This window comes from Aquabacterium sp. A7-Y, assembly GCF_026153205.1.
Taxonomy (GTDB): domain Bacteria; phylum Pseudomonadota; class Gammaproteobacteria; order Burkholderiales; family Burkholderiaceae_C; genus Caldimonas.
The window spans coordinates 161,529-183,911 of record NZ_JAPFBW010000002.1 but is presented as its reverse complement, the minus strand read 5'-3'; the positions used below and the strand labels follow the sequence as shown (position 1 = coordinate 183,911).

Sequence of the window (22,383 nt, the reverse complement as noted above, 5' to 3'; positions counted from 1 at the left end):
ATGACACCCCACCTCATCGAAAGCCCGCTCGACCCGCGGCAGGCCGTGCTCGACCAGGTCTGCCGTGCCGGCGACCCCTGGATGGCGACCGTTGGCGCCGGCCAGACGCTGCGCATCCTCGACCTCGAAGGCAACCAGGCCGTCGACACCCTGTTCTACAGCGCCGCCGACCCGGACGAACGCTACAGCGCGGCCGATACCATCGCCCGCAACGCCCGGCTCTACCTCGGCGCCGGCAGCCGCCTGTACTCGAGCGAAGGCCGCTTGATGCTGACCATCACGGCGGACACCTGCGGCCGCCACGACACGCTGGGCGGCGCCTGCTCGGCTGAAAGCAACACCACCCGCTACGCGCTCGAGAAGCGCCCGATGCACAGCTGCCGCGACAGCTTTCTGCACGCGATGTGCCATTGCCGTGAAGCCACGACACGTGGCCTGGGCAAGCGCGACCTCGCGCCCAATATCAATTTCTTCATGAACGTGCCGGTGACGCCGCAAGGCGACCTGCAGTTCGCCGACGGCATCTCGGCGCCAGGGAAATACGTCGAGTTGCGCGCCGAGATGGATGTCGTGGTGCTGATCTCCAACTGCCCTCAGCTGAACAACCCCTGCAACGCCTACAACCCGACGCCGATCCGTTTGCTGGTGTGGGACAGACCGGCCGCTGATTGAACCACGCGCACGTGCGCCGCCCGCGGGACGACCCGCGGCGCGTTTCGACCTCCGGCGGGACGACCCGCCACCGAGGGCCCCTCTCCTCATGTTCGACACCGTCCTGATTGCCAACCGAGGCGTCATCGCCTGCCGCATCATCCGCACCCTCAAGCAGATGGGGCTGCGCTCGGTGGCCGTGTATTCGGAGGCTGACGCCGATGCGGCCCATGTCGCGCTGGCCGACGTGGCGGTCTGCATCGGACCGCCCCCGGCCGCCCAGAGCTACCTCGACGCCGACCGCATCATTGCGGCGGCCCGGGACACCGGCGCCGGCGCGATCCACCCGGGCTATGGTTTTCTGTCCGAAAACGCCGCCTTCGCCGAGCGCTGCGAGGCCGCCGGCATCGCCTTCGTCGGCCCGACGCCAGCGCAGATGCGCGCCTTCGGCCTCAAGCACACCGCCCGCGAACTGGCCCGGCGTCACCACGTGCCGCTGCTGCCCGGCAGCGCCTTGCTGCGCGACCTCGACGAGGCGCGTGCCGAAGCTGCCCGCATCGGCTACCCCGTGATGTTGAAGAGCACCGCCGGCGGCGGCGGCATCGGCATGCGGCTGGTCCGCAGCGAAGCCGAACTGGCGGCCGCCTACGATGCCGTCGAGCGGCTGGCACGGGCCAACTTCAAGGACGCGGGGCTGTATCTCGAGAAGTTCGTCGAACGCGCGCGCCACATCGAGGTGCAGTTGTTCGGCGACGGGCGCGGCGAGGTGATTGCGCTCGGCGAGCGCGACTGCTCGGCCCAACGACGCCATCAGAAGGTGATCGAGGAAACCCCCGCGCCGGGTCTCGCCGCCGAAACACGCGGGGCGCTGCTCGACGCCGCGGTACGCCTCGGCCGTGCGGTCGACTACCGCTCGGCCGGCACGGTGGAGTTCGTGCTCGACGCCGACACCGGCCACTTCTACTTCCTGGAGGTCAACACGCGGCTGCAGGTCGAGCACGGCGTGACCGAACAAGTCACCGGGCTCGACCTGGTGGCCTGGATGGTCCGGCTGGCCCGCGGCGACCGCTGGGCCCTGCACGCGCCGGCCCCGCGTGGCGCTTCGATCCAGGTGCGCCTCTACGCGGAAGACCCGGCCCGCAACTTCCAGCCCTGCGCCGGTGTATTGACCGAGGTGGTGTTTCCCGACCAGGTGCGCGTCGAAACGGCCGTGGCCACCGGCAGCGAAGTGCCACCCCACTACGACCCGATGGTCGCCAAGCTGATCGTCACCGGTGAGACGCGCAACGACGCGGTGGCCCGGCTGCAAGCGGCCCTTGCGCAAACGCGGTTGGCCGGCATCGAGACCAATCTGCGCTACCTGCGCGCGGTGGCCGCCGAGCCGGTGTTCACTGAAGGCCGTGTCGTCACCCGCACCCTGGCTGACGTGCGCTACGCGCCGAACGCGGTCGAGGTGCTCGAGCCGGGCGTGCAGACCAGCGTGCAGGACCATCCCGGGCGCCAGGGCTATTGGGACGTGGGCGTGCCACCTTCGGGGCCGATGGACGATCTCGCCTTTCGCCTCGCCAACCGCCTGGTGGGCAATGCTGCGACAGCCGCCGCGCTGGAATGCACACTGGCCGGCCCGACCTTGCGCTTCCATCACGACGCCGTCATCGCGCTGTGCGGCGCGGCGATGGCGGCCACGCTGGACGGCCGGCCGCTGGCCTTGTGGCGCTCACACCAGGTGAAGGCAGGCAGCGTGCTGAAGCTGGCCGGGATCGACGCGGCCGGCGCGAGGACCTATCTGGCCCTGCGCGGCGGACTCGACGTGCCCTGCTACCTCGGCAGTCGGTCCACCTTCACGCTGGGCCAGTTCGGTGGCCATGCGGGGCGCACCTTGCGCGCCGGCGACCTGTTGCATCTGGCCGATGAATACGAGTGCGAGCCGGTCGACGCCCTGCCCCCCGAAACCATCCCCGTGCATGGCCACCACTGGGAGGTCGGCGTGCTCTACGGCCCGCACGGCGCGCCCGACTTCTTCACCGACCAGGACGTGGCCGCCTTCTTCGCCACCGACTGGCAGGTGCATTACAACTCCAGCCGTACCGGCGTGCGCCTGATCGGGCCCAAACCTGAATGGGCCCGGCACGACGGCGGCGAGGCCGGGCTGCATCCGTCCAACATCCACGACAACGCGTACGCCATCGGCGCCATCGACTTCACCGGCGACATGCCGGTGATCCTGGGCCCCGACGGCCCCAGCCTGGGTGGCTTTGTCTGCCCGGCGGTGGTGATCGCGGCAGAGCGCTGGAAGCTCGGGCAGCTGCGCCCCGGCGACACGGTGCGCTTCTGTTGCGTCGACCTCGCGCAGGCCGCCGAACGGCAACTGGCGCAGGACCGCTGGCTCGCCAGCCTCCAGGCACCGGACCTCGCGCCGTTGACCCCCGCGCCGACGCTCGGCTCGCCCATCGTGGCGCGGCACCCCGGCTGCGTCGGCCGCCCGGAGCTGGTGGTGCGCCAGGCCGGCGACCGCTACCTGTTGATCGAGATCGGCGAACTGCAACTCGACATCGCATTGCGGCTGCGCGTCCACGGACTGATGCAGGCCTTGCAGGCGACCGCCCTGCCCGGCATCGTCGACATGACGCCCGGCATCCGCTCGCTGCAGGTCCATTTCGACCCGGCCCGATTGCCGCAACCCCGGCTGGTCGAGGCCGTGCTGGCGGCCGACGAGCGCCTGGGCGAGACCGACGACCTGGTGGTGCCCTCTCGCACGGTGCATCTGCCGCTGTCCTGGGACGACAGCGCCACGCGGACCGCGATCGTGAAGTACATGCAGTCGGTGCGTCCCGATGCCCCCTGGTGCCCGAGCAACATCGAGTTCATCCGCCGCATCAACGGGCTGGCCTCCATGGACGAGGTGCAGCGTGTCGTGTTCGACGCCAGCTATCTGGTGCTCGGCCTCGGCGACGTCTACCTCGGGGCCCCGGTGGCGACGCCGGTCGACCCGCGCCACCGACTGGTGACGACCAAGTACAACCCGGCACGCACCTGGACGCCCGAAAACGCGGTCGGCATCGGCGGCGCCTACCTGTGTGTCTACGGCATGGAAGGGCCCGGTGGCTACCAGTTCGTCGGCCGCACGCTGCAGATGTGGAACCGCTGGCGCGACGCGAGCAACGGGGCGCCCGCCTTCGAAGCCGGCAAACCCTGGCTGCTGCGCTTTTTCGACCGCATCCGCTTCTATCCGGTCAGCGAGGCCGAACTGCTGCGCATCCGACAGGACTTTCCCGCCGGGCGCTACCCGCTGCGCATCGAACCGGGCCAGTTCAGCTTGCGCGAGTACCAGGCCTTTCTGACGGGGCATGCGCAGGCCATCGCCGACTTCAAGACCCGTCAGCAAGCAGCCTTCGACGCCGAGCGGGAACGGTGGCGCGAGGCCGGGCAGGCCGACTACGTGAGCGACGAGGCCGGTTCATCGGCCGCTGCTCCGCAGGGCGAATTGCCGACGGGCGCGCGTGCCGTCGCGACACAAGTGCCGGGCAGCATCTGGAAAGTGCTGGTGAGTGTGGGCGACGAGGTGCGCGAAGGCGACACGCTGGCGGTCGTGGAGTCGATGAAGATGGAGTTTGCCGTCGTCGCTCCTTGCGGCGGCCAGGTGCTGCGGGTCGACTGCCGGGAAGGCGCAGGCGTTGCGGCCGGCCAGAACCTCGTGGTGTTGCAAACAGCGGAGGGTTCGCGATGAACACATCGGCACTGTCACCCGTCTCGCTCGACATCGAGACCCTGCAGCAGGCGTATCGCAGCGCCCGACTGACGCCCAGCCAGGTGGTCGAGCGCGTCTGCGAAGCCATCGGTGACGATGCGCACCGCGCCTGGATCCACCGCATCGCGCCGGAACAACTGCGCCAGCGGGCCCGCGAGCTGGAGCAGCTCGACCCGGCCCGATTGCCGTTATGGGGCGTGCCGTTCGCGATCAAGGACAACATCGACCTCGCCGGTGTTCCCACCACCGCCGGCTGCCCCGCCTATGCCTACACCCCCGAGCGCAGCGCCTTCGTCGTGCAACGTCTGCTCGACGCGGGCGCGATCGCGGTCGGCAAGACCAACCTCGACCAGTTCGCCACCGGCCTGAACGGGACGCGCTCGCCTTACGGCGCCTGCCTCAACGCCTTCGACCGCCGCCATGTCTCGGGCGGTTCCAGCTCGGGCTCGGCGGTCGCGGTGGCGCTCGGCCACGTCAGCTTCTCACTGGGCACCGACACCGCCGGCTCCGGGCGGGTGCCGGCCGCCTTCAACCACCTCGTGGGCTTGAAGCCGACCTGCGGCCTGCTCTCCACCCGCGGTGTGGTGCCGGCTTGCCGCTCGCTCGACACGGTGTCGATCTTCGCGCTCACGGCCGCAGACGCACAACACGTGTATGCGCAGGCGCTGGGGCAGGATGCCGAAGACGCCTATTCGCGCCCGGCACAGCCCCATGGTTTCGACTTCGGCAGCGGCCGGCCGTGGACCGTGGGCATCCCGCGGTCCGGCCAGCTCGAATTCTTCGGCGATACGGCCTACGCGACGCTGTTTGCCGATGTCGTCGAACGGGCTCGCGCGCTGGGCGCCGACATCGTCGACGTCGACTTCGAGCCCTTCTACGAGACCGCGCGGCTGCTGTACCAGGGCCCGTGGGTCGCGGAACGCTACCAGGCCATCCGCGACTTCATCGACCGCCAGCCCGACGCGGTCTTCCCAGTCACCCGAGAGATCACGCTGGGCGGTGCCACGCTCCTGGCAGCGGACGCCTTTGCGGCGCAATACCGGCTGCGCGAACTGCAAGCGCGCTGCGAGCCGGTGTGGCGACAGGTGGACGTGCTGTTGACGCCGACGGCCGGCACGCTGCCGACGCTCGAGCAGATGTGGGCCGAGCCGGTCGCCCGCAACAGCGACCTCGGCCTCTACACCAACTTCATGAACTTGCTCGACCTGGCCGCCATCGCGCTGCCCGCCGGATTCCGCCCCGACGGCCTGCCCTTCGGCATCACCTTCGCGGCCCCCGCACACCAGGACCAGCCGCTGCTGAACCTGGGCCGACGCTGGCAGGCCTCGGCCGCGGGGATGCAGACCCGGCTGGGCGCCACCGCGCACGCGCTGCCGACCCAGGTACAAACGTCGCGGCCGGCGGTGCCATCCGGCCAGGTGCAGGTGGCCGTGTGCGGCGCTCATCTGCAAGGCCAACCCCTGCACCACCAACTGACCACCCGTGGCGCCCGCCTCGTCGAGCGCACCGCCACCGCCGCCTGCTACCGCTTCTACGCGCTGGCCGGCGGGCCGCCACAACGGCCCGGGCTGATGCGGGTCGACAGCGGCGGAGCGTCGATTGAGGTGGAGGTCTGGGAGTTGCCGGCAAGCCAGTTCGGCTCCTTCGTCGCAGGCATCCCGGCACCGCTGGGCATCGGCCGTACCGTGCTGGCGGACGGACGCAGCGTGCCGGGTTTCATCTGTGAGCCTGCCGGAGTCGTCGGGGCCACCGACATCACGGCGTACGGGGGCTGGCGGGCGTGGTTGCAGTCACAGGCTGCGTGAGCGCTTGATTGCCCGCTGGCGCGTCGTGTCACCGGTCTGCCGGCAGCGCTGCCGGGATGGGACCGCCGACACCGAGATCCCCACCCCGACACCGGCAGCGCCGCCCGTATCGCTCAGGCGCGCTTTTTGTAGCTGTCGCGCAGCGCCTTGACCTGGTCGTGGTTGCGCTGGGCGCCCTGCAGCTGGCATTCGATCAGCCCCCGCAGATCGACCGGCAGGTCCTTCTGCAGTGCCTTGCTGTTGCCGTCGGAGTAAAACTGACCCGCCTGGGATGAAGATGGCGGCTTTGTCCGCCGATGTTGACCCAGGAGCAAGCCGTGGAGATCAAGGTTCTGGCACTTCCGGTTCCCGGCCAAACGGGCGAATCCGGTACCTCCGGATGGAAGCGTCAGTGCCAGATGCTGGATTTGCCGCGCCAGCTCAATGAAGCCAGGCGTGCCCATGTAGCCCGCCGTCCTGGTGAACCAGGTCCCCGCGCACGGCCTCCCGCGAGGCGGCAAGCGCACGCTCTACCTCCGTGACCGCCACTGGCTTGGACCAGAATTCGTCAAACCCGGCATCAAAGCAACGCGCCCGGTCAAGCGGGCCGCCGTGCCCTGTGAGGCAAACCGACCGTCCAGGCCCCGCCGAACCGCCGGACTTCAAGCGCCTGAGTACTTCGCACCCGTCGAAGCCGGGTAAGTCCAGGTCGATAAATGCGGCCTGAGGCCGCGTCACCGTGCCCACCTTCACGGCCGAGGGACCATCGAAGGCCACGGCCGTCTTGCATCCAAGCAACTCAAGCAGGCAGCAAAGCGCCGTGGCTGCATCGACGTCGTCATCGACGACCAGCACGACCAGTTCATCCGATGGGACTTCCTCTTCTCCTAGTTTCACCATCCACCGCTCCCTTGTTGTTCGTGGCGCGTCCGTGCCAAATGGACATGGACAGGCGCCGCCACGATGGCGGGCACCGGCCCGCCGCTACCACGGACCTCCCAGTTTCTTTGCGAAAAACACCGGAGGGATCCCGCGAACGTCGCCTGCCTGACCGAACCAAGCAACGAACCTTTTGCGGGTACCAGCAGAACCGCGTGGCGGTAGCGTCAATGCCGGTCAGTGGCATGTTCTGCATGCTACGCACGACCGGGTGATCAAGGAACATCAGTTCGCTGTAAGTATGTGTTGAACCACCTCGCCATGGAGGACATCTGCGACGCGGGCTTCAACGTCGATGAACCGCCGACAAGTGTGTGGATCACGCAGGCGTCAGCGACAGGCGAGACCCTGCACGGCCTGGACCGAGGCCCCGGTGGCCTGGGCCAGGATCGCCTGCTTCCACGCGACGGTGTCGGTGTAGAACGCATCGCGCAGCCGCTGCTTGATCGCTTGCGCCTGAGGCGCCGCCATCTCGGGGTGGTTCTCCAGCCACTGTTCGCCGCGCATCGCCTGCGTGGTTTCGTCCCATGGCACGGTGCCGAACTCAAGCACGATGCCTGTGTATTCAGCTTGGGGACATTCCTCGTAGGCGCACTTGTACATCAGGCCTTCGAGGCGCGCCGCGCTGGCGCCACCCTCGTGGATGGCGGTGACCTGCGGTCCCCACCAAGCACGTGCCCTCGCCACCGCGCCGGCATCCTCCGGGCCGAAGAAAATGCGCTCCCCGACCCCGTTGGGCCCCAAGCCGCTATGGACGTCGATCCAGCCCACGCGATCGCAGCGCCGTCCGTGCTGCTGCAGCACACGGCGCAACGTCTGATTGCTCCAAGTCGGACTCGTGCCCCCGTAGTAGAGGCCCTGCGGGTACTTGTACTGACCGCCGGTCACCGCCTGCTGCAAACCTTTGTGGCCGTGGCGCGCTACGTAGGCCTGAAGGACTGCCTCGTCTTCGGGCTTCGGCGGCCAGTGCGGTAGCACGAGCGCATGAGCGATCTCGTCATAGCCGGGGTTGATGGGCAGCGGCTGCGAGAAATCATGAAAGTTGCGGTTCAGATCCACGTTCTCGTGCGTGGTGCGACGCCACCAAGAGAAGCCATAGGGGTTGAGTGCGTGGATGTAAAGAACGGCCACACCGGCAGCCTCTGCCGCCGCGTGGAAAGCCCGGTCTGGCAGCAACGCAACTTGCACGCCCGAACCGCAGAATCCCTCGACGCCGTGGGTTCCGCTGGACAGCAGCAGCACGCTCTTCGCATCGTCTGAACCGAAGCGTGCGACGTCCATGGCCAGCGTCTCCCCATCGCGTCCTCGCAGAGGGTGGACATAGCTTCGCACCTCGATTCCCGCAGCATGGGCGGCAGCAAGGAACTTTTCGCGTGCCTCGGCATAGGACTGCGAGAACGCAGCGGTGCTGCTCTGGTTTTCAGATGGGCTGCTCATCATGAACCTTTCCTCGATTTGAATCTTGGACCGATCTCCGCCACTGCTACGGAGATCGGAGCGACGTCGTCTCATCGACCCGTTAGGCGGACGCTACCCATCGCTGCGCTCCGGCGGTGACAAGAAGCTGCCGGATCGTCAAGACGTCGATGTTCTCGGGGCCTGCGCAGCTTTGAATCTGCTGGACCAGGACGTCGAACTCGCCCCGCTGCATCCGCACTGCAGATCCCGCGAAAAGCTCACGAAGCGCGGACTTGAGCCGCTCGTCGGAGCGGGCTGCGATCTCTTCCAGGGCCTTTGCCTGGGCCATCTCGCCAAGACAATCCGTCAAGCACTTGACCGCGGCAAGGTACAGACGCCGACGCCAGTCGCGCCCTGAGCAGCTTGGCTCGGTCGGGTTCGTGGAGGGAGAGGTGCCCAGGAAGAAGGTGCGCTTCCTTTCGTCAACCGTGACGTGGCCAAGGGTGCGACCGTCTAGAGAGAGGGCCGCGATGACAACATGCCGGCGGCCTGCTGGCTCCGCGACCCAACCGAACGGGAGTTTGATGGGAAGTTGCACGGCGGGAGGACGCTCACCTGTCTTGCAGTGAGGCGCATATCCCGGACCGCTGCCCGGGCTGTCGGCAGCATTGCCTTCCGAAGGTCTAGCCCCCGGCATGTTCGTCGACCGTGCTTCTCGAGGTTGGAGTCGCCGCATCGTCTGATGCCCTTTAGCCAGTTCGGTTGCTGGTGGACAAACGGTGCCCCTCCCTGCCAGCCAGCTGCCGGCGAACGCGATCAGTGCTTGGGTTGCCAGCGCCTCCTGGCACTTTGATGGCAGGGACGCCCCCATGGATTACTTTTCAACAGCAATCTCATTTCTCACTGCCACCAGCCTATCTACCCTGTATAGAGGGCTCAAGAGCGTTGCGAGTAACTCCGTGTGTATGCACCCACGTGGCGCAGATGAGCGTGTAGATTCCTGCAGGTACGACACGCAGACGCAAGGAGGGCAACGAATGTGCACTCAACACGCTCACCTGCGGAATCCGCTATGACAATACGTGTGCTCATAGCCGACGATCATCCGCTGGTTGCCGACGCTCTTTCGACTGGGGTCCAAGAGCACAACATAAAGGTTGTGGGGCGCACGACCCATCCCGCCGAAGTGCTGGAGATGTATGAGCGGCTCGCCCCGGACGTGCTCGTGCTCGACGTCCGCTTTGGCCGAAGCGCCGCCTCCACTGGTTTGGACGTGGCACGCCAGCTGTTGCGCATCCACGAGCAGGCCAAGGTCGTCTTCTACACCCAGTTCGACTCGGACCCGATCCTGCGCGAGAGCTACCTCATGGGGGCGAGTGCCTTCCTCCCGAAGTCCTCCCCACTCGCCGAGGTAGCCGAGGCGATCGCCAAGGTCCATGCCGAGGGCACCTACTTTCTGCCAGACGTCGCACGAAGGATGGCGCTGCTCAGTCTTCGACGAGACACCTCTCCACAGAGCTTGCTCGAACCTCGCGAGCTGGAGGTCTTTCGCTGCATGGCCTTGGGCATGGAGACGACTGAGATCGCTGAACGCATGGGGTTGTCGCCGAAGACCATCTCCAATGTTCGCCAAGTGGTGAAGCAGAAGCTGAAGGAGGAGCACCCTGCCAGACTGGCTCTGCTCGCGGTACAGGCCGGCGTCATCGATGCCGAGCCATTGGCCCGCGTCAGTTCTTGACTGGCCCGGACGGCAATGCGCATGTCGTCAGCCCCCGGTGTTCTGCGAGGTCCGTCGATCAAGGCGCGCCTGCTCGTGGCCGCAAGTTTGCCGCTGCCGGTCCTGCTCGTGGCCTGCGCAGGCATCGTGTACCTGGCCATCCAAGGCAATGCAGAGGCGGAGTTGCTTGCTCGTGCCGAACTGGCCGCCTCCGCCCTCGCAGAAAGTGCGCAGTACGACCTCATTCAGGGCGACAAGGCAGCCGCACGCCGTTCCATGCAGGCCGTGATTGCGGCCGACCCGAGCATCAAGCAGATCACCCTGCTCGACGGCAGGCGAAACCCACTCCTCGCCTTCGGGGAAGTGCCGCAGGACGAACCGTACGCGACCGTGGAGGTTCCGATGCAGGTCGTCGACTCGGCGCGTGCTGATGCTCATACGGCCGCTTCCCAGCACAAGGGATTCGTCCGCGTTTTTGTCGCATCGCCGCAGTTGGAGAGTGGCAAACGTATTCAGCTGGCCATCTGGATGAGTGTTCTCCTGGCCGCCGGTGGGATGTGCGGCGTTCTGGCACTACAGCTGACCCGGCAGGTGAGCAGACCGATAGAAGAAGCAGCAAGTGCCATTCAGGCGCTGGCGCGCTCCGAGCCGCCTCCGCGGGAGACGACGGCCGTGTTCCGAGGCGAGCTGGGAGCGTTGCATGCGGCCATCGAGCAGGTGGCGCAACAACTGGCTGGCAGCCGACAGCGGCAGCAAGAGGCAATCGCTGTCCAAACGCGGGATCTGCAGGCCGCTGTGAGTGCTGCGGCGCGAAGCGCCAGAGAGAACCAGCGGCTGCTGGCGTATGGCGATCGAATGGTGGAGGAGGAGCGCCAGCGCATCGCCCTGGAGCTCCATGACACGATCAATGCAGAACTCGTTTCCCTCCGCCTGCGAGCCGAAACCATTGCGTCAAGGACCGCAGCCTGCGAGCAACCCGAGATCGAATCGATGGCCCGGCACATCGTTGCCACCGCCAACGACCTGTACTCCAGCACGCGGAATATTGTCACGCAGTTGCGCCCGGAACTCCTGGAGACACTCGGCCTGAGCGGAGCGATTGAAGAGATGGTGCGCCGCATGGACAACACGCACCCGGACTGCAACTTCGAGTACCGGTCGAGCATTCCTGCATCTGACCTGCCAAACAATCTTTCGATCACCGCGTTCCGAGTAGCCCAGGAAGCGATCTCGAACGTCATCAAGCATGCCGATGCGAAGCATGTCGCGGTCGCACTCGACCGCGAAGCACCGCCTCACCGTTTGCGCCTCGTTGTCGCCGATGACGGACAGGGCCTGAAGGCAGTTGCGGGTGAAGGAGCCGGCCTCGGAATGATCGGCATGCGGGAACGCGTGGAACGACAAGGTGGGGTGTTCAGCGTTACATCGGGCGATGCAGGCACGGTCATCACAGCCTTGCTCTAGTGCCGATGAATCGACAGAGCCGCCGTATGCAGGGTATAGACATCAGGGAGATGAACAGCCATGCAACCGCGAAGGAAGGGCGTCGCCGCCCGCATAGTGCTGGCATTCGCCGCCGGCATGTCGCTGCACCTCTCGTTCGCCGCTGATCCACCGAATCCGCAAACAGCCAAGCAGAGCGACGCACCTCCACTGAAGCTGCACGTTCTCGGTGGGCTGGCGAACGTGCACCAGTACACCCGTCACGAGAAACCGTTCTGGACAGAGGTGCTGCCAGCCCGCACCAAAGGCCGCGTCACGGCCGACATCGTCCCGTTCGACCAAGCGGGTATCCGCGGCACCGAGACGTTGCGCCTCATGGAAGCCGGTGTTCTGCAGTTCGGCACTTTGCTGGTCGGCATCGCTGCCTCCACCAACCCTGAATTCGGCGCGGCTGACTTGGCCGCGTTAGCCCCGGACGTCGGTTCGATGCGCCGTGCAGCGGCTGCCTTGCGCCCTTACATGGCGCAATTGCTGCGGGATCGCTATGGCATCGAATTGCTGGCCGTCTATGCCTACCCCGCGCAGATGTTGTTCTGCAAGGACCGATTCACGGGACTCCGCGACTTGGCAGGTAGGCGCATTCGAACATCGACGCCATCGCAGTCCGACCTGGTCGATGCGCTGGGTGCCACAGCGGTCAAAACCGGCTTCGCCGAGCTGATGGCGTCGATGAAATCGGGCAATACAGATTGCGCCATCACGGGGTCGATGTCGGGCAACACCCTCGGTCTGCATGAAGTCACCACGCACATCTTCAGCATGCCAGTGAGCTGGGGGACGTCTGTCTTCGCTGCATCGGGGGCGACGTGGCGCGCGTTGCCCGGCGACGTGCGAGAGCTGCTCAGTGTGGAGCTTCCCCGGCTGGAGGCGGAGATCTGGGCCGAGGCCGATCGAGAAACGCTTGAAGGCGTGATCTGCAATACCGGTGGCAAGGGATGCGCCAACGGACGCAAAGGCACGATGGTCGAAGTGAAGCCGAGTGCCGCCGACGTCGAACGCCTTCGGCAGATCTTCGAATCCGTCGTGCTACCGCGGTGGTTCAAACGATGCGGCAATGAATGCGCCAAGCTTTGGAACCAGACGCTCAAGCCCATCTCTGCGTCCGAGAGCAAGCCTCGGTAGCCCGATGCGCTCCCGTCGCTGGATCCTCTTCGCCCTGTGGGGCGTTGCCTGCGCCTTCCTCGTCATCGTCGGCATCATCGCGGCGTTGCTGATGCTGCGCGGCCGCGCCGACGCGATCGAACAGGGCAGGACCCGCGCAATACTGACAGCAGCCGGTGCCGAGGCGGTCGTGAACCGCACGTTCCTCGGCATTGACGTGCTGTTGGCCGGATTGGCGGATCTGGCGCAGCCGGGTGGCGATGAGCATGAAGCAACCGATCCGCAGCGATCACAACGCCTGCTGGTGGACGCCGTGAAGCGAACCCTGTTTGTCCGCGACATCGCGCTTGTGTCTCGCGATGGAACGGTGGTTGCCGCCTCCCTGCCGACAACCGTGCTGTCGGGCCTTGAGTTCCCCCGTGGCTTCGTCGAGGCAACGTTTGAGCAGGAAGCGCCATCCCTGAACATCAGCCAGCCCACAGAGAGCTTCGCCAGCAGAGAGATGGTGCTCTACTTCGCGCGTCCGTTCGGGACGCTGGCCGCCGTGGCCGTCGTCCCGCTGCGGCAACTGGCGAGCGCGCTGTCGCCGAGCGGGATGGGCGAGCCGCTGACGATCACTTTGGAACGTGACGACGGCCAGCTGATTGTCAGCGAGCCACCTAGCGGCCTCCCGGCCGCCCAGCGTGTCGCTCAGCCGCTCCATCCCGAGCACCGGGATGGCAGTGCCCACATCGGCTTGGGCCGCATCGATGGCGCCCCGGCGCTTGTGGCTGCCCGGGACCTCCTGCATGGCGGGCTCGTGCTCGCGGTCAGCATCCCCATGGAGTCGGTCGGTGCGCGGTGGTCTGGAGACCGCGCCCTTGTGCTGACGGTGAGCGCGATCCTGGTCATGGTCATTCTCAGCACTGCGGGGGTGACCCATTGGTACATCCGGCGTCTTGACCTGGCCCGTCAAGCAATTCAGGACAACAAGGATTGGCTGGACCAGGCGCTTGCTTCGATTCGAGATGGTCTCTTGCTATGCGATTCCGAGCACCGTGTCGTGGCCTGGAATCGGCGATTCATCGAACTCTTCCCCAGCCTGACAGCAGTGTTGAAGCCCGGCGTTCATTACGACGTGCTGGTGCGGGCAGCCGTTCAGGCGATGTTGCCCGACGCCACTGATGCGGAACGGGATGCAGTCGTGCGGCGGCGCCTGTCGGACCACGGGAGCGGCCATTCCGAATCCGAGTACGAGGTCCGATCGGATCTGCTGGTTCACGTCACGGACGCCGAGACACCTTCCGGCGGAGTTGTGAGCGTGTACCGCGACGTCACATCGACGGAGCGCGAGCTGGCTCGCTCCCGGGAGGCGGTGCGGGCCGCTGAGGAAGCGCGCATGCACTCCATCGCCACCGTCTGTCGACAGATCTCCGAGCCAGCCAACACCGCGCTCGGAATGATCGAGTTTGTGTCTCGCGGGCGGATGGACGAGTGTGCGCACCGTTATGCGAACTGGGCGCGCGAGGCAACGCGTCAGGTCCTGGCGGTCGTCGACAACATGCTCGACATGTCCAGACTGAGCGCGGGCGCTGTGCAGTCCGCCTCCGAAGCATTCGTGCCGCGCGCCTTGCTCGACGACGTCGTGGCGCGGGCCCTCGATACGGCGGCTGGGAAGCGTTGCAGTTTCTCCGTGCGGCTCAGCCCAGACCTGCCTGATTCGCTGTGGGGGGACGCGAGGCGCCTTCGACATGCGTTGTTCAACCTGCTGAAGGTGGTGTGCGAGCACGGTTCCAGTCGGACCATCGAAGTACGAGCGGACCACGAACTGCAAGGTGATCGGCAGGTCCTGCTGCGGCTCGACCTGTGCACGGCCGGCGCCGGGGCAGTGGACTGCACTCGTGGCTCTTCGAGCCTGCGGGAGATCTTTCGAAGCTTGGACCCATCAGAGCCGGCATCTCTCGCGCTGGAACTGAGCCGTAAGGTAGCCGAGTTGACAGGCGGCGGACTTTTCTTTGACGACCACGCCCCCTCGTGCGTTAGCTTCAAGGCCGCCTTCTCGCCGGTAGCGGAGCTTCCAGCCACCGCCGACAGATCCATCGGTGCAAGTTTTTTTTCCGTGGAGCAACTCAAAGAGGAGAAGTAGCCATGCCATTCGAACTGTTCGATCTCAACGAGATTCCGAAGGTGCCGTGGAAGAACGGTGCAGGGCTGATGCGACAGATCGCAGTAGAGCCGCGAGGTGCAGGATATGAGTCGCTCGATTGGCATCTCGCCTGGGCTGAAACCACGAAAAACTCGCCGTTCTCCTCGTTCCCTGGAATTGACCGCTCCATCGTGCTGCTCCGTGGAGCAGGCCTCCGCCTCACGTTCTTGGAAGACATGACCACGGTGCACTTCAACGACCCGAAAACGCCGGTCTTCTTCAAGGGCGAAGCCAAGCTCCATGCAGAGCCGATCGACGGGCCCACGGAGAACCTGAGCATCCTGCTTCGTCGCGACCGGTTCTGGTCCTCTGCAACCTGGGTCGACAAGGGAAACGACCTACCTCCGGCGGACGCGGTGTTCGTCCTCTGTATGACGGGCGCGGTTCGCCTCGTGGGCGGCGACTCCCCGCCGCTGGTCTTGCACGCCCAACAGGCCGCGCTTTGGCGCAAGGGAGCGGACGGTATCCGAATCGAACCTGTGGCCAAGCCTCCGCTTGCTCTGGCTGTTCGGCTACTCCAGCGAAATCTGCAGCAAAAGTAGAAGCACAAACTGCTTGCGGCGGATGCCAGAAACGGCGACCCCGATGGCATCCGCGACACGACTGCCTGGTGGGCAGCACAACCAGAAAGGAGAACGATCGGCTCCCCACCGGCAAGCTTCCAAGTGCAGGCTTGATCCCGGTCAGACTGCGGGACAACCGGCGTACGCCGCACGCATGCCAGGTGCCGAGCGGTACAGAGATATGCGGCAAGCACCGCCTGGCGCTACGGCGTTCAGGTCGGGAAGATCGCCGTATAAAGCGCTTCGAAGCTGGGATACAGCGGCTCCTCTGCACGGCGATCCTCATAGGCTTCCTCCAACTCCCCGAGCACGCGGTCGATATCCATGACACGCTCTGACAGGCGCTCTTCCTCTTCGGCGTCCTCCGAGATCTCCTGGATACGACTGAGCAGTCGTTCCCGCTCGTTCAGCACTGATGAGACGGCAATCGCCAGACACTGCATCGACAGTTCAGACATATGATTTTTCTCCTGATTCGGTCTCACTCGGCCACGGCCTTCGCTGCCAGCCCCTTCAGGTGCTGCAGAAACAGAGACAGCGGCATGTCGTCTTTCGGAGCGACCGTGTAGTGGATGGGCCTGCTGCTGGTGGCGGAGGGCGAGTCCCGGGTCACGGCGAGCGCAGGCGGCAATTCCGTGCCGGCAGGGAGCCGGTACCAGTCGAAGCTCCGCAGTTGGGTGTTTTTCTTGTCGAACACCGAAACGCCCCGGTGGTCCCCTTTCATCGTTCAACACCCTTTGACCACCAACTTGTCGGCGTGCGCACGATCTCTGCAGTGAGCGGCTTGGCCTTGTCCTCCGTCACAAGCTGATTCATGTCCCCTCCGACATACTGCGGACTCACCCCCTCCCGATTGACCGCCAGCACGTCAGGGCGCCGTGGCTCCTAATGCGTGTACCAACCGATCAATGTGGGCTGCATCAGGTCGGTGGCGTCCCCCTTGCGGCGGCCGCGATACAGGTCGACGGGCGTGCTTTCGTCGAAATAGCGGTCAAGCGCCCCGGCCTTCTCGTACACCCTGCGCAGTTCTTGGCTCATCGATTTTCCTCCCTGTTGCCAACGAAGGATGATTGTGAAGGGTGCCGCCCCACCTTGGACGTCCTCCACCTACAACTGGGGATCGCAGAGACCTATCGATTCATGAAGGTGCACACGGGTGGTGTCGCGGTTCAGCATGGGGCGGCCTCCACACCGCCGTGAGCGCCTGGCCGTCATGAGCTTCGTGCGTTGGTCAGCTGCCAGGCACGGATCCGTTCAGCGCCTCATGCCCTGCCCCCTGCAGTCCTGCAAATATCTCCCTCATCGCCGGATCTACCGATACGAGCACCGGATTGTTGTCCACGGGGCGTCGCAACACCGTCAACGCCTGACAGCGGGGAGCGTTGCAAAGTCAAGCCAAGGGCCGGAACCAGACCTCCGAAGAGTTCCAATAACAGCCGGCGCCACAAATCTAAAGGCCGCCGAGAGCGCGAGTCAGCGGGTCTGCTTTCACGTCCGCGCAACTGGCTTGTCCCCTATCCATCTGGATGGGGCACTTACTTCATAGGCGTCCGGTCTGGGCACATTTTCGCGGACCGTAGATTGTGTCCGCCATGGGCTGAGCGGACGCTGACAAGGGCGGTAAGAGTGCAGTGAGCGAGGGCGAGGCCGTTTTGGCGGCCACCGCAACCTTCAGCCGCAACAGCTCCGTTGAGTATGGTGGCGCTGAACGTTACGTTGGGCTGCCGCCGGTATCCCGAACACCTTTGTGAGCCTGTTAGACCTTGCTCGAACAGGACTGAACCGGGCTGGGCTAGCGAAGTTCAGCGTGGAGTGCCCGATGTCGTCGGCGGCATCGACGAGCCGGTTCGGACCACAGCTCATGACCGCATCGCGAGCAGTCGGCCAGTGTTGTGGTGGTCCGGTAGGGGGTGCGACGGTAGATGCCCCTGTGTCCGCAAAAGATGCACTGATGCCCGCGGTCTCCCTCGGCACCGGGCAGCCGCGCGTACTCGGGCTGAGTCAGACGACCATCGAAGCGCCACGATGGGAAGTGCCTGGCGGGACGTCCGTGTTCATCGGCGGGTTGGCTAGGAAGGAAGCTCTGGCTCAATGGGAAGTCTCTGTAAGGGCTATAAGCCTGCATATAACGTCACGCGGTGTCCAGCGTTGCAGCCACAGCCAGCAGGACAACCACAACAACAGCGAATGTCTTTCCAGTACGAGGTGCGACTCGCAGAGCTACGCTTGTCTTGGACACAGTCGCGGAACCAAGGTGCACCAGTAAGAACCAATAAGACAAGATGCCAACAAACACGAGGCATTGAAACAGGTTTTCATCACTCGCATTTGCGCAGTCGCCACTGAACGCCCCACACGATGACGCCCAAAAGAGGATGAGCCCGAAGGGCGCGAACCAGACCAAGAACAAGCCGACCGCAAGAGCAGCCAACGAGAAGCGCCTGCGTACGAGGGCAACCAGAAAGACGAGCGCGCCAGCCGCCGCGCCGACGTAGAGGTGGGCGGGAAATATCAACAAGCCTATTAGTTCGGCAGTCGCTTTCATCGAGTGGACTGTACGACTGTAGTACTAGGCGGAGTTGCCCCCACGACTAGATGTTTCCCTGCGTCAGTCGCGCAAACCAGCCGGGGTGAAACCCATTTCACGTCGAATGAGCCTGCGCAGAGCCGATGCATCCGTGTAGCCCACTCGGGCGGCAATCTTCTCGAACGGCAGCGCTGTGGTGCGAAGCAGCTCGACAGAGGCTTCGACGCGGCGGCGTTGCACCAGGTGCCATGGCGATAAGCCGAGCGTCTGGTGACATCGGCGCGCCAACGTCCTGGGGGTCAGATGCAGCGCTGCAGCCAATGCGCCTACGCTGATCGGGTCGGACAGGTGTTTGTCGATCCAGCGGCAAGCCTGCCGCATCAGCGGGTCGGCTTCGGCCATCCACGCAAGGCTTGTATGGCGCGTCTGAGCCATGCGCAGGTCGGCCAGCAGCAGGCGAGCGCAGCGCTCTGCGAGTGGCGTACCCGCCCAACGTGACACCAAGTGCAGCATCAGGTCCGTGTGCGCGAAGGCGGCTCCAGCCGTGATCACATGCCCTTCACTGACCACGATCGCGTCCGTGTCCAGCTGAACACGCGGATAGCGTCGTCGAAACGCAGCAGCCAACCACCAGACGGTCGTTGCGCGGAGACCATCCAGCACTCCAGCCTCGGCCAACATCCAAGTCCCGGCGCAGGACGCCGCCAGCGGCAGAGCCGCCTCGTGCCGCTCGCGCACCGCATCGATCCACCGCCCGATCGACGGCTGGGCAACCCATGCCTCCATCGCCGTTGCGCTCTCCAGGAGGGCGCCGGGTACAACGAGCACGTCGGCGCAGCGCGCCTCCCGTAGAGGCTCGACGGCCACCCTGAGCCCGGATGCCGAGGCGACGCCACCCCTGGCGGGCCCATGCAAGCTCAGGCGAAAGGCATCGGATCTGCCCTCTGCACGGCTGAGCGCATTCGCTGTCTGAATGATGTTCAGCGTGATGCCCAAACTGGCATCCAGGAAGCCAGGCACCAGCGCCAGTGCAATGTGCACGGGCGCCCCACCGGGCCTTCGCTGTGTCGATATTCGCATGGGTCGACGTGTGTCCAATTTGACGCCGGAAATGTCATTATCGCCGCTGGTCGCTGCACGCCCCGGAGCGCACAGTGCGTGCATGTTTACGTCTCTCTCGCCTCGATTCGACGCCGACTCCACCACGGGACAACTGAGCTTGGCGCAGCGCTGGCGCCTCATGTTGCTGCTGCTGGGGCGACAAACCATCCGGTTCGCCCGCAGCCCCCGCAGGCCTCGCGGCGAGCTGCGCGATATCGAGAATCCCAAGTTGTGGAAGGCGATCGAGCCGCCCACGGGTCGTCTGGCCGAACGTGCATGGAGCCTGGCCAAGGCAAGCCAGCCAGAGTGGCTCCAGAACCACGGCTTACGCACCTACGCCTGGGCACAAGCGCTAGGCGTAATCGGTGGGCTTGAGGCTCACGACGAGTGCCTGTTTGCCGCGTCGGTTCTGCACGACGCCGGTTTGACGCCAGCCGCGGCAACACCGTCCGAACACTGTTTTGCGATCCGTGGAGCGCGCTACGCGAGACAGGCGCTGGCACCGGTCGGCTCCGAGTCGGTGGAGATCGTTGCACATGCCATCGCGCGCCATCTGGATCTTGTGGTGCCTGTGGGTGATGGGGTCGAGGCGCACCTGCTTCAGGCCGGTGCGGCAGTAGACGTGCTCGGCCAAGGGCTCGCACGCATCCCGCCGGTGGTGCGCGAACACGTACTGCACAGGCATCCGCGCCAGCAGATGAAGAAGGAGTTGTGTCGCTGCATGCAGCAGGTGGCCGCGACCGCACCCAGTACACGCGCGGGTTTCTACGTTCGACGCATCGGCTTCATCAACTTGATCGAACGTTCGCCGTTCGAGGAGTGACACCGTGACGACCTCAGCCTTCTCACCCAGCCTGCTGGCCGTACTCGGCTATGCGGGGTGGACCTTCTCGCTGCTGATCGGAATTGCATGGATGCGAGCCAGTCTCGTCCTGCGGGGCAGGCGGCGCGCCAATTCATTCGGCCCTTGGGGTGACGATGTGTCGCCGTTCTCGGCGCGTCTATGCCGTGCCCACGCCAACTGCGTCGAGAACCTGCCCGTATTCGTCGCGGTCATTCTCGCCGCGGTGGGTGCCGGGCGTAGCGACATCACCGATCCGCTGGCGCTTGGGTTCTTGGCTGCACGCATCGCACAGTCCGGGGTACATCTTTGGTCGGTGTCGTCGCGTGCTGTGGCTTGGAGGTTTGCCTTCATGGTTGCACAGATGCTGGTGCTGTGCTTCTGGCTGGTGCGACTCGTGCTCCTAGCGCTGCCATAGCCATTCGGCGGTTACTGAGCAGGGTCGTGGGGCCGACGTCGGAACAGCATCGCCTTGGTGAGGATCACCAGGCTGTGTTTGATAAGGCTCGGTGGAGCCGGAGGCCGCTCCCGGGGCCTGTCCGATTTTTTGTGTGTGAGGCTCTGAAGTCCAGCCGCTAAACGGCGGTCTTTATGAAGCGGTCGCCGTAGGCGATCGCAAACTGATTCATCGCTTCGCGCCATTCCTTGGCCCCACGGCCCCAGTCGGCCGTGATGTTGCGCAGCGCCAGCCAAAGCAGCTTGGTGGCCGCATCGTCACTGGGGAAGTGCCCGCGTGTCTTGATGATCTTACGCAACTGGGCGTGGATGCTCTCTATGGCGTTCGTTGTGTAAATCACCCGTCTCACCGCCGGCGCGAACGCAAAGAACGGAATCACCCGATCCCAACTGCGTCGCCAAGCGGCCACGACCGTGGGGAACTTCGTACCCCAAGGCCCCGCCTCAAAAGCATCCAGTTCGGCCGCTGCGGCCTCGGCGCTGGCGGCCGTGTAAATCGGCTTGAGTGCCGCGGCCAGCGCTTTGCGGTCCTTCCAGCTGGCGAAGTAGTCGGATGAACTCTCTCGGGGTCAGGTGTGTCAGATCCATTCGACCAACCCGCTGGAGCGCTTGAACGCCGAAATCAAGCGACGTACCGACGTGGTTGGCATCTTCCCCAACGAGGCAGCCATCATCCGCCTGGTAGGCGCCATGATGCTGGAGCAGAGCGACGAATGGAGTTTGCAGCGGCGTTATATGCAGCTTGAGGGCTTACAGGCGCTCACTCAGCGATACTGCCCCCACTCGGCTGCCCGCTGTGGCCTGCTGAGTCTTGTGCATCTCAGCCTTCTTCCAGGCTACGGAGATACACCACCCGCTGGGACACGATCCGGTACACCCACGCAAATGTCTGAAGAGCCGCAAAACAAGGTGCTGGGCAGCTCGACACCCGGCGCCCAGGCAGGTCGACGTCGCGGACAGCGACGTATCCCAGCGGATTACTTCGCATCCATCGCCCGCCCGCCGCACCCGGCGCGATGATCTTGAATCGGAAGTCCGTTGGTGAACCCCCTAAGGCTAGGTGCAGGTTTCAAAAAACGCAGCTTTCTCTACTGTTTGTGCCACTCATCTCGAGTGGCTGGAGCAAGTTCAGGAGGTACTGACATGAAGTATGCGATGACCGAGCGGGGCAGAACGGTGATCGCAATGCGCTGCCCATCCTTGGAGCGGCGATTGCGGCCGGTGCTGCTGCTGTGCAATGGCGAACGCAGCGCGCACGAGCTCCTGCAGGCCACCCAGGGCCGGGTGCAGTGGTCCGATCTGCAGCATCTGCTCCAGAGGGGGTTGATCGAGCCGGCCCGCTTTCAGAACCCGTCCGCCGGGGCTGAACGTGCCGTGCCGGCGGAGCGTGATCTGCCGAAGGAGACTTCGACCCCCGAGTCGGTCCCGCCGTCGATTCCCTTCCGGGGAGGTTGGGAGACGGGGGCCGAGGCGCCGGATTCCCTGGTCGAGCAGGCTCACCAACTGCTGACGCGGCAGATCGGACCCATCGCAAGAATCCTGATCCAGCGGGCGGCTTCTGCGGCGTTAGACCGTGAGCAGTTTTTCGGCCAGTTGCTGCAGCAGATGCACGGCGACGAAGAGCGCGCCTGGCTGCAGCGGGAATTGAGCGCGCTGCACTGACTCGCACGCTCGCGCCTGTTTTCCGGGCGACGAGGATGTCCATCACGCACGGCCTGCGAGCCCGATTCAGCAGCACCGCCGTTTCTGATCGCAAGCCGCTACACCTATAGATGAACAGAGCCTACTCACCTTGCCGATACGGCGGCGCGCCAATCTTTCGCGCGGGCTGCCTCGACTCATCGCATCCGCCTTCGCCAATTCGATGAT

Annotated in this window: 20 protein-coding genes and 2 pseudogenes; 12 read left to right on the top strand and 10 right to left on the bottom strand. The window is 65.2% G+C overall.

What is annotated here, in order from left to right; all coding sequences use genetic code 11:
• From OOT46_RS02685 to atzF, 3 genes are all read left to right on the top strand, one after another.
• Positions 1-672 carry an urea amidolyase associated protein UAAP2 gene (locus tag OOT46_RS02685; protein WP_265402032.1) on the top strand — a complete coding sequence of 224 codons (672 nt, stop codon included), beginning with the start codon at positions 1-3 and terminating at the stop codon, positions 670-672.
• Between the two features lie 88 nt (positions 673-760).
• Complete coding sequence (gene uca, locus OOT46_RS02680) at positions 761-4,378, top strand: urea carboxylase (RefSeq protein WP_265402031.1); 3,618 nt, start codon at positions 761-763, stop codon at positions 4,376-4,378.
• On the top strand, positions 4,375-6,204 hold the full coding sequence (gene atzF / locus OOT46_RS02675) for an allophanate hydrolase (RefSeq protein WP_265402030.1): 1,830 nt from the start codon (positions 4,375-4,377) through the stop codon (positions 6,202-6,204). The genes uca and atzF overlap by 4 nt, the downstream gene beginning before the upstream one ends.
• Before the next feature lie 113 nt (positions 6,205-6,317).
• Here atzF and OOT46_RS02670 read toward each other — a convergent pair whose 3' ends face one another.
• The 4 genes from OOT46_RS02670 to OOT46_RS02655 form a co-directional block, all read right to left on the bottom strand.
• A complete protein-coding gene (locus OOT46_RS02670) occupies positions 6,318-6,647 on the bottom strand; it encodes a hypothetical protein (RefSeq protein ID WP_265402029.1) in 330 nt (109 codons plus the stop codon).
• Entirely contained in the window at positions 6,625-7,083 is a 459-nt protein-coding gene (locus tag OOT46_RS02665; protein WP_265402028.1) for a response regulator transcription factor, read from the bottom strand. Before OOT46_RS02665 ends, OOT46_RS02670 begins: the two co-directional genes overlap by 23 nt.
• Positions 7,084-7,452: 369 nt before the next feature.
• On the bottom strand, positions 7,453-8,562 hold the full coding sequence (locus OOT46_RS02660; protein WP_265402027.1) for a M14 family metallopeptidase: 1,110 nt from the start codon (positions 8,560-8,562) through the stop codon (positions 7,453-7,455).
• Between the two features lie 79 nt (positions 8,563-8,641).
• The gene (locus tag OOT46_RS02655) at positions 8,642-9,118 is read right to left on the bottom strand and encodes a hypothetical protein (protein WP_265402026.1); all 477 of its coding nucleotides are present in this window, start codon (positions 9,116-9,118) and stop codon (positions 8,642-8,644) included.
• A 474-nt stretch (positions 9,119-9,592) separates the two neighbouring features.
• Here OOT46_RS02655 and OOT46_RS02650 point away from each other — a divergent pair, with 474 nt between their 5' ends.
• From OOT46_RS02650 to OOT46_RS02630, 5 genes are read left to right on the top strand one after another with little or no spacing between them, the layout of a single operon-like run.
• A complete protein-coding gene (locus tag OOT46_RS02650) occupies positions 9,593-10,258 on the top strand; it encodes a response regulator transcription factor (protein ID WP_265402025.1) in 666 nt (221 codons plus the stop codon).
• A gap of 21 nt (positions 10,259-10,279) precedes the next feature.
• Positions 10,280-11,701 (top strand): sensor histidine kinase, encoded by a 1,422-nt coding sequence (locus tag OOT46_RS02645; RefSeq protein WP_265402024.1) that lies wholly within the window; start codon positions 10,280-10,282, stop codon positions 11,699-11,701.
• A gap of 60 nt (positions 11,702-11,761) precedes the next feature.
• The gene (locus OOT46_RS02640; RefSeq protein ID WP_265402023.1) at positions 11,762-12,862 is read left to right on the top strand and encodes a TRAP transporter substrate-binding protein; all 1,101 of its coding nucleotides are present in this window, start codon (positions 11,762-11,764) and stop codon (positions 12,860-12,862) included.
• A 4-nt stretch (positions 12,863-12,866) separates the two neighbouring features.
• Positions 12,867-14,966, top strand: a complete 2,100-nt coding sequence (locus OOT46_RS02635) for a PAS-domain containing protein (protein ID WP_265402022.1) — start codon at positions 12,867-12,869, stop codon at positions 14,964-14,966.
• 2 nt (positions 14,967-14,968) lie between these two features.
• On the top strand, positions 14,969-15,568 hold the full coding sequence (locus OOT46_RS02630) for a HutD family protein (RefSeq protein WP_265402021.1): 600 nt from the start codon (positions 14,969-14,971) through the stop codon (positions 15,566-15,568).
• 233 nt (positions 15,569-15,801) lie between these two features.
• On the opposite strand, the gene OOT46_RS02625 is transcribed toward OOT46_RS02630, so the two are convergent.
• The 5 genes from OOT46_RS02625 to OOT46_RS02605 all read right to left on the bottom strand — a co-directional run bounded on the left by OOT46_RS02625 (position 15,802) and on the right by OOT46_RS02605 (position 19,157).
• A complete protein-coding gene (locus tag OOT46_RS02625) occupies positions 15,802-16,047 on the bottom strand; it encodes a hypothetical protein (protein WP_265402020.1) in 246 nt (81 codons plus the stop codon).
• Positions 16,048-16,070: 23 nt separating this feature from the next.
• Positions 16,071-16,313 carry a hypothetical protein gene (locus OOT46_RS02620; protein WP_265402019.1) on the bottom strand — a complete coding sequence of 81 codons (243 nt, stop codon included), beginning with the start codon at positions 16,311-16,313 and terminating at the stop codon, positions 16,071-16,073.
• Between the two features lie 161 nt (positions 16,314-16,474).
• Complete coding sequence (locus OOT46_RS02615) at positions 16,475-16,627, bottom strand: hypothetical protein (protein WP_265402018.1); 153 nt, start codon at positions 16,625-16,627, stop codon at positions 16,475-16,477.
• Between the two features lie 1,093 nt (positions 16,628-17,720).
• Positions 17,721-18,134, bottom strand: coding sequence for a hypothetical protein (locus tag OOT46_RS02610; protein ID WP_265402017.1), 414 nt, complete (start codon positions 18,132-18,134; stop codon positions 17,721-17,723).
• A gap of 63 nt (positions 18,135-18,197) precedes the next feature.
• On the bottom strand, positions 18,198-19,157 hold the full coding sequence (locus OOT46_RS02605) for a GlxA family transcriptional regulator (protein ID WP_265402016.1): 960 nt from the start codon (positions 19,155-19,157) through the stop codon (positions 18,198-18,200).
• A gap of 199 nt (positions 19,158-19,356) precedes the next feature.
• Between OOT46_RS02605 and OOT46_RS02600 the strand changes: the two genes are divergently transcribed.
• Entirely contained in the window at positions 19,357-20,040 is a 684-nt protein-coding gene (locus tag OOT46_RS02600; RefSeq protein WP_265402015.1) for an HD domain-containing protein, read from the top strand.
• A 4-nt stretch (positions 20,041-20,044) separates the two neighbouring features.
• Positions 20,045-20,476: an MAPEG family protein gene (locus OOT46_RS02595; protein WP_265402014.1), complete on the top strand. Its 432-nt coding sequence runs from the start codon at positions 20,045-20,047 to the stop codon at positions 20,474-20,476.
• A gap of 157 nt (positions 20,477-20,633) precedes the next feature.
• Here the strand turns inward: OOT46_RS02595 and OOT46_RS02590 are convergent.
• Positions 20,634-21,074: pseudogene (locus tag OOT46_RS02590) on the bottom strand (transposase); the annotation flags it as partial.
• A 19-nt stretch (positions 21,075-21,093) separates the two neighbouring features.
• Here OOT46_RS02590 and OOT46_RS02585 point away from each other — a divergent pair.
• Together OOT46_RS02585 and OOT46_RS02580 are read left to right on the top strand one after the other, a co-directional pair.
• Positions 21,094-21,279, top strand: a pseudogene (locus OOT46_RS02585) (transposase); the annotation flags it as partial.
• Between the two features lie 390 nt (positions 21,280-21,669).
• The gene (locus OOT46_RS02580) at positions 21,670-22,176 is read left to right on the top strand and encodes a hypothetical protein (RefSeq protein ID WP_265402013.1); all 507 of its coding nucleotides are present in this window, start codon (positions 21,670-21,672) and stop codon (positions 22,174-22,176) included.
• The last annotated feature ends 207 nt before the right edge of the window (positions 22,177-22,383 follow it).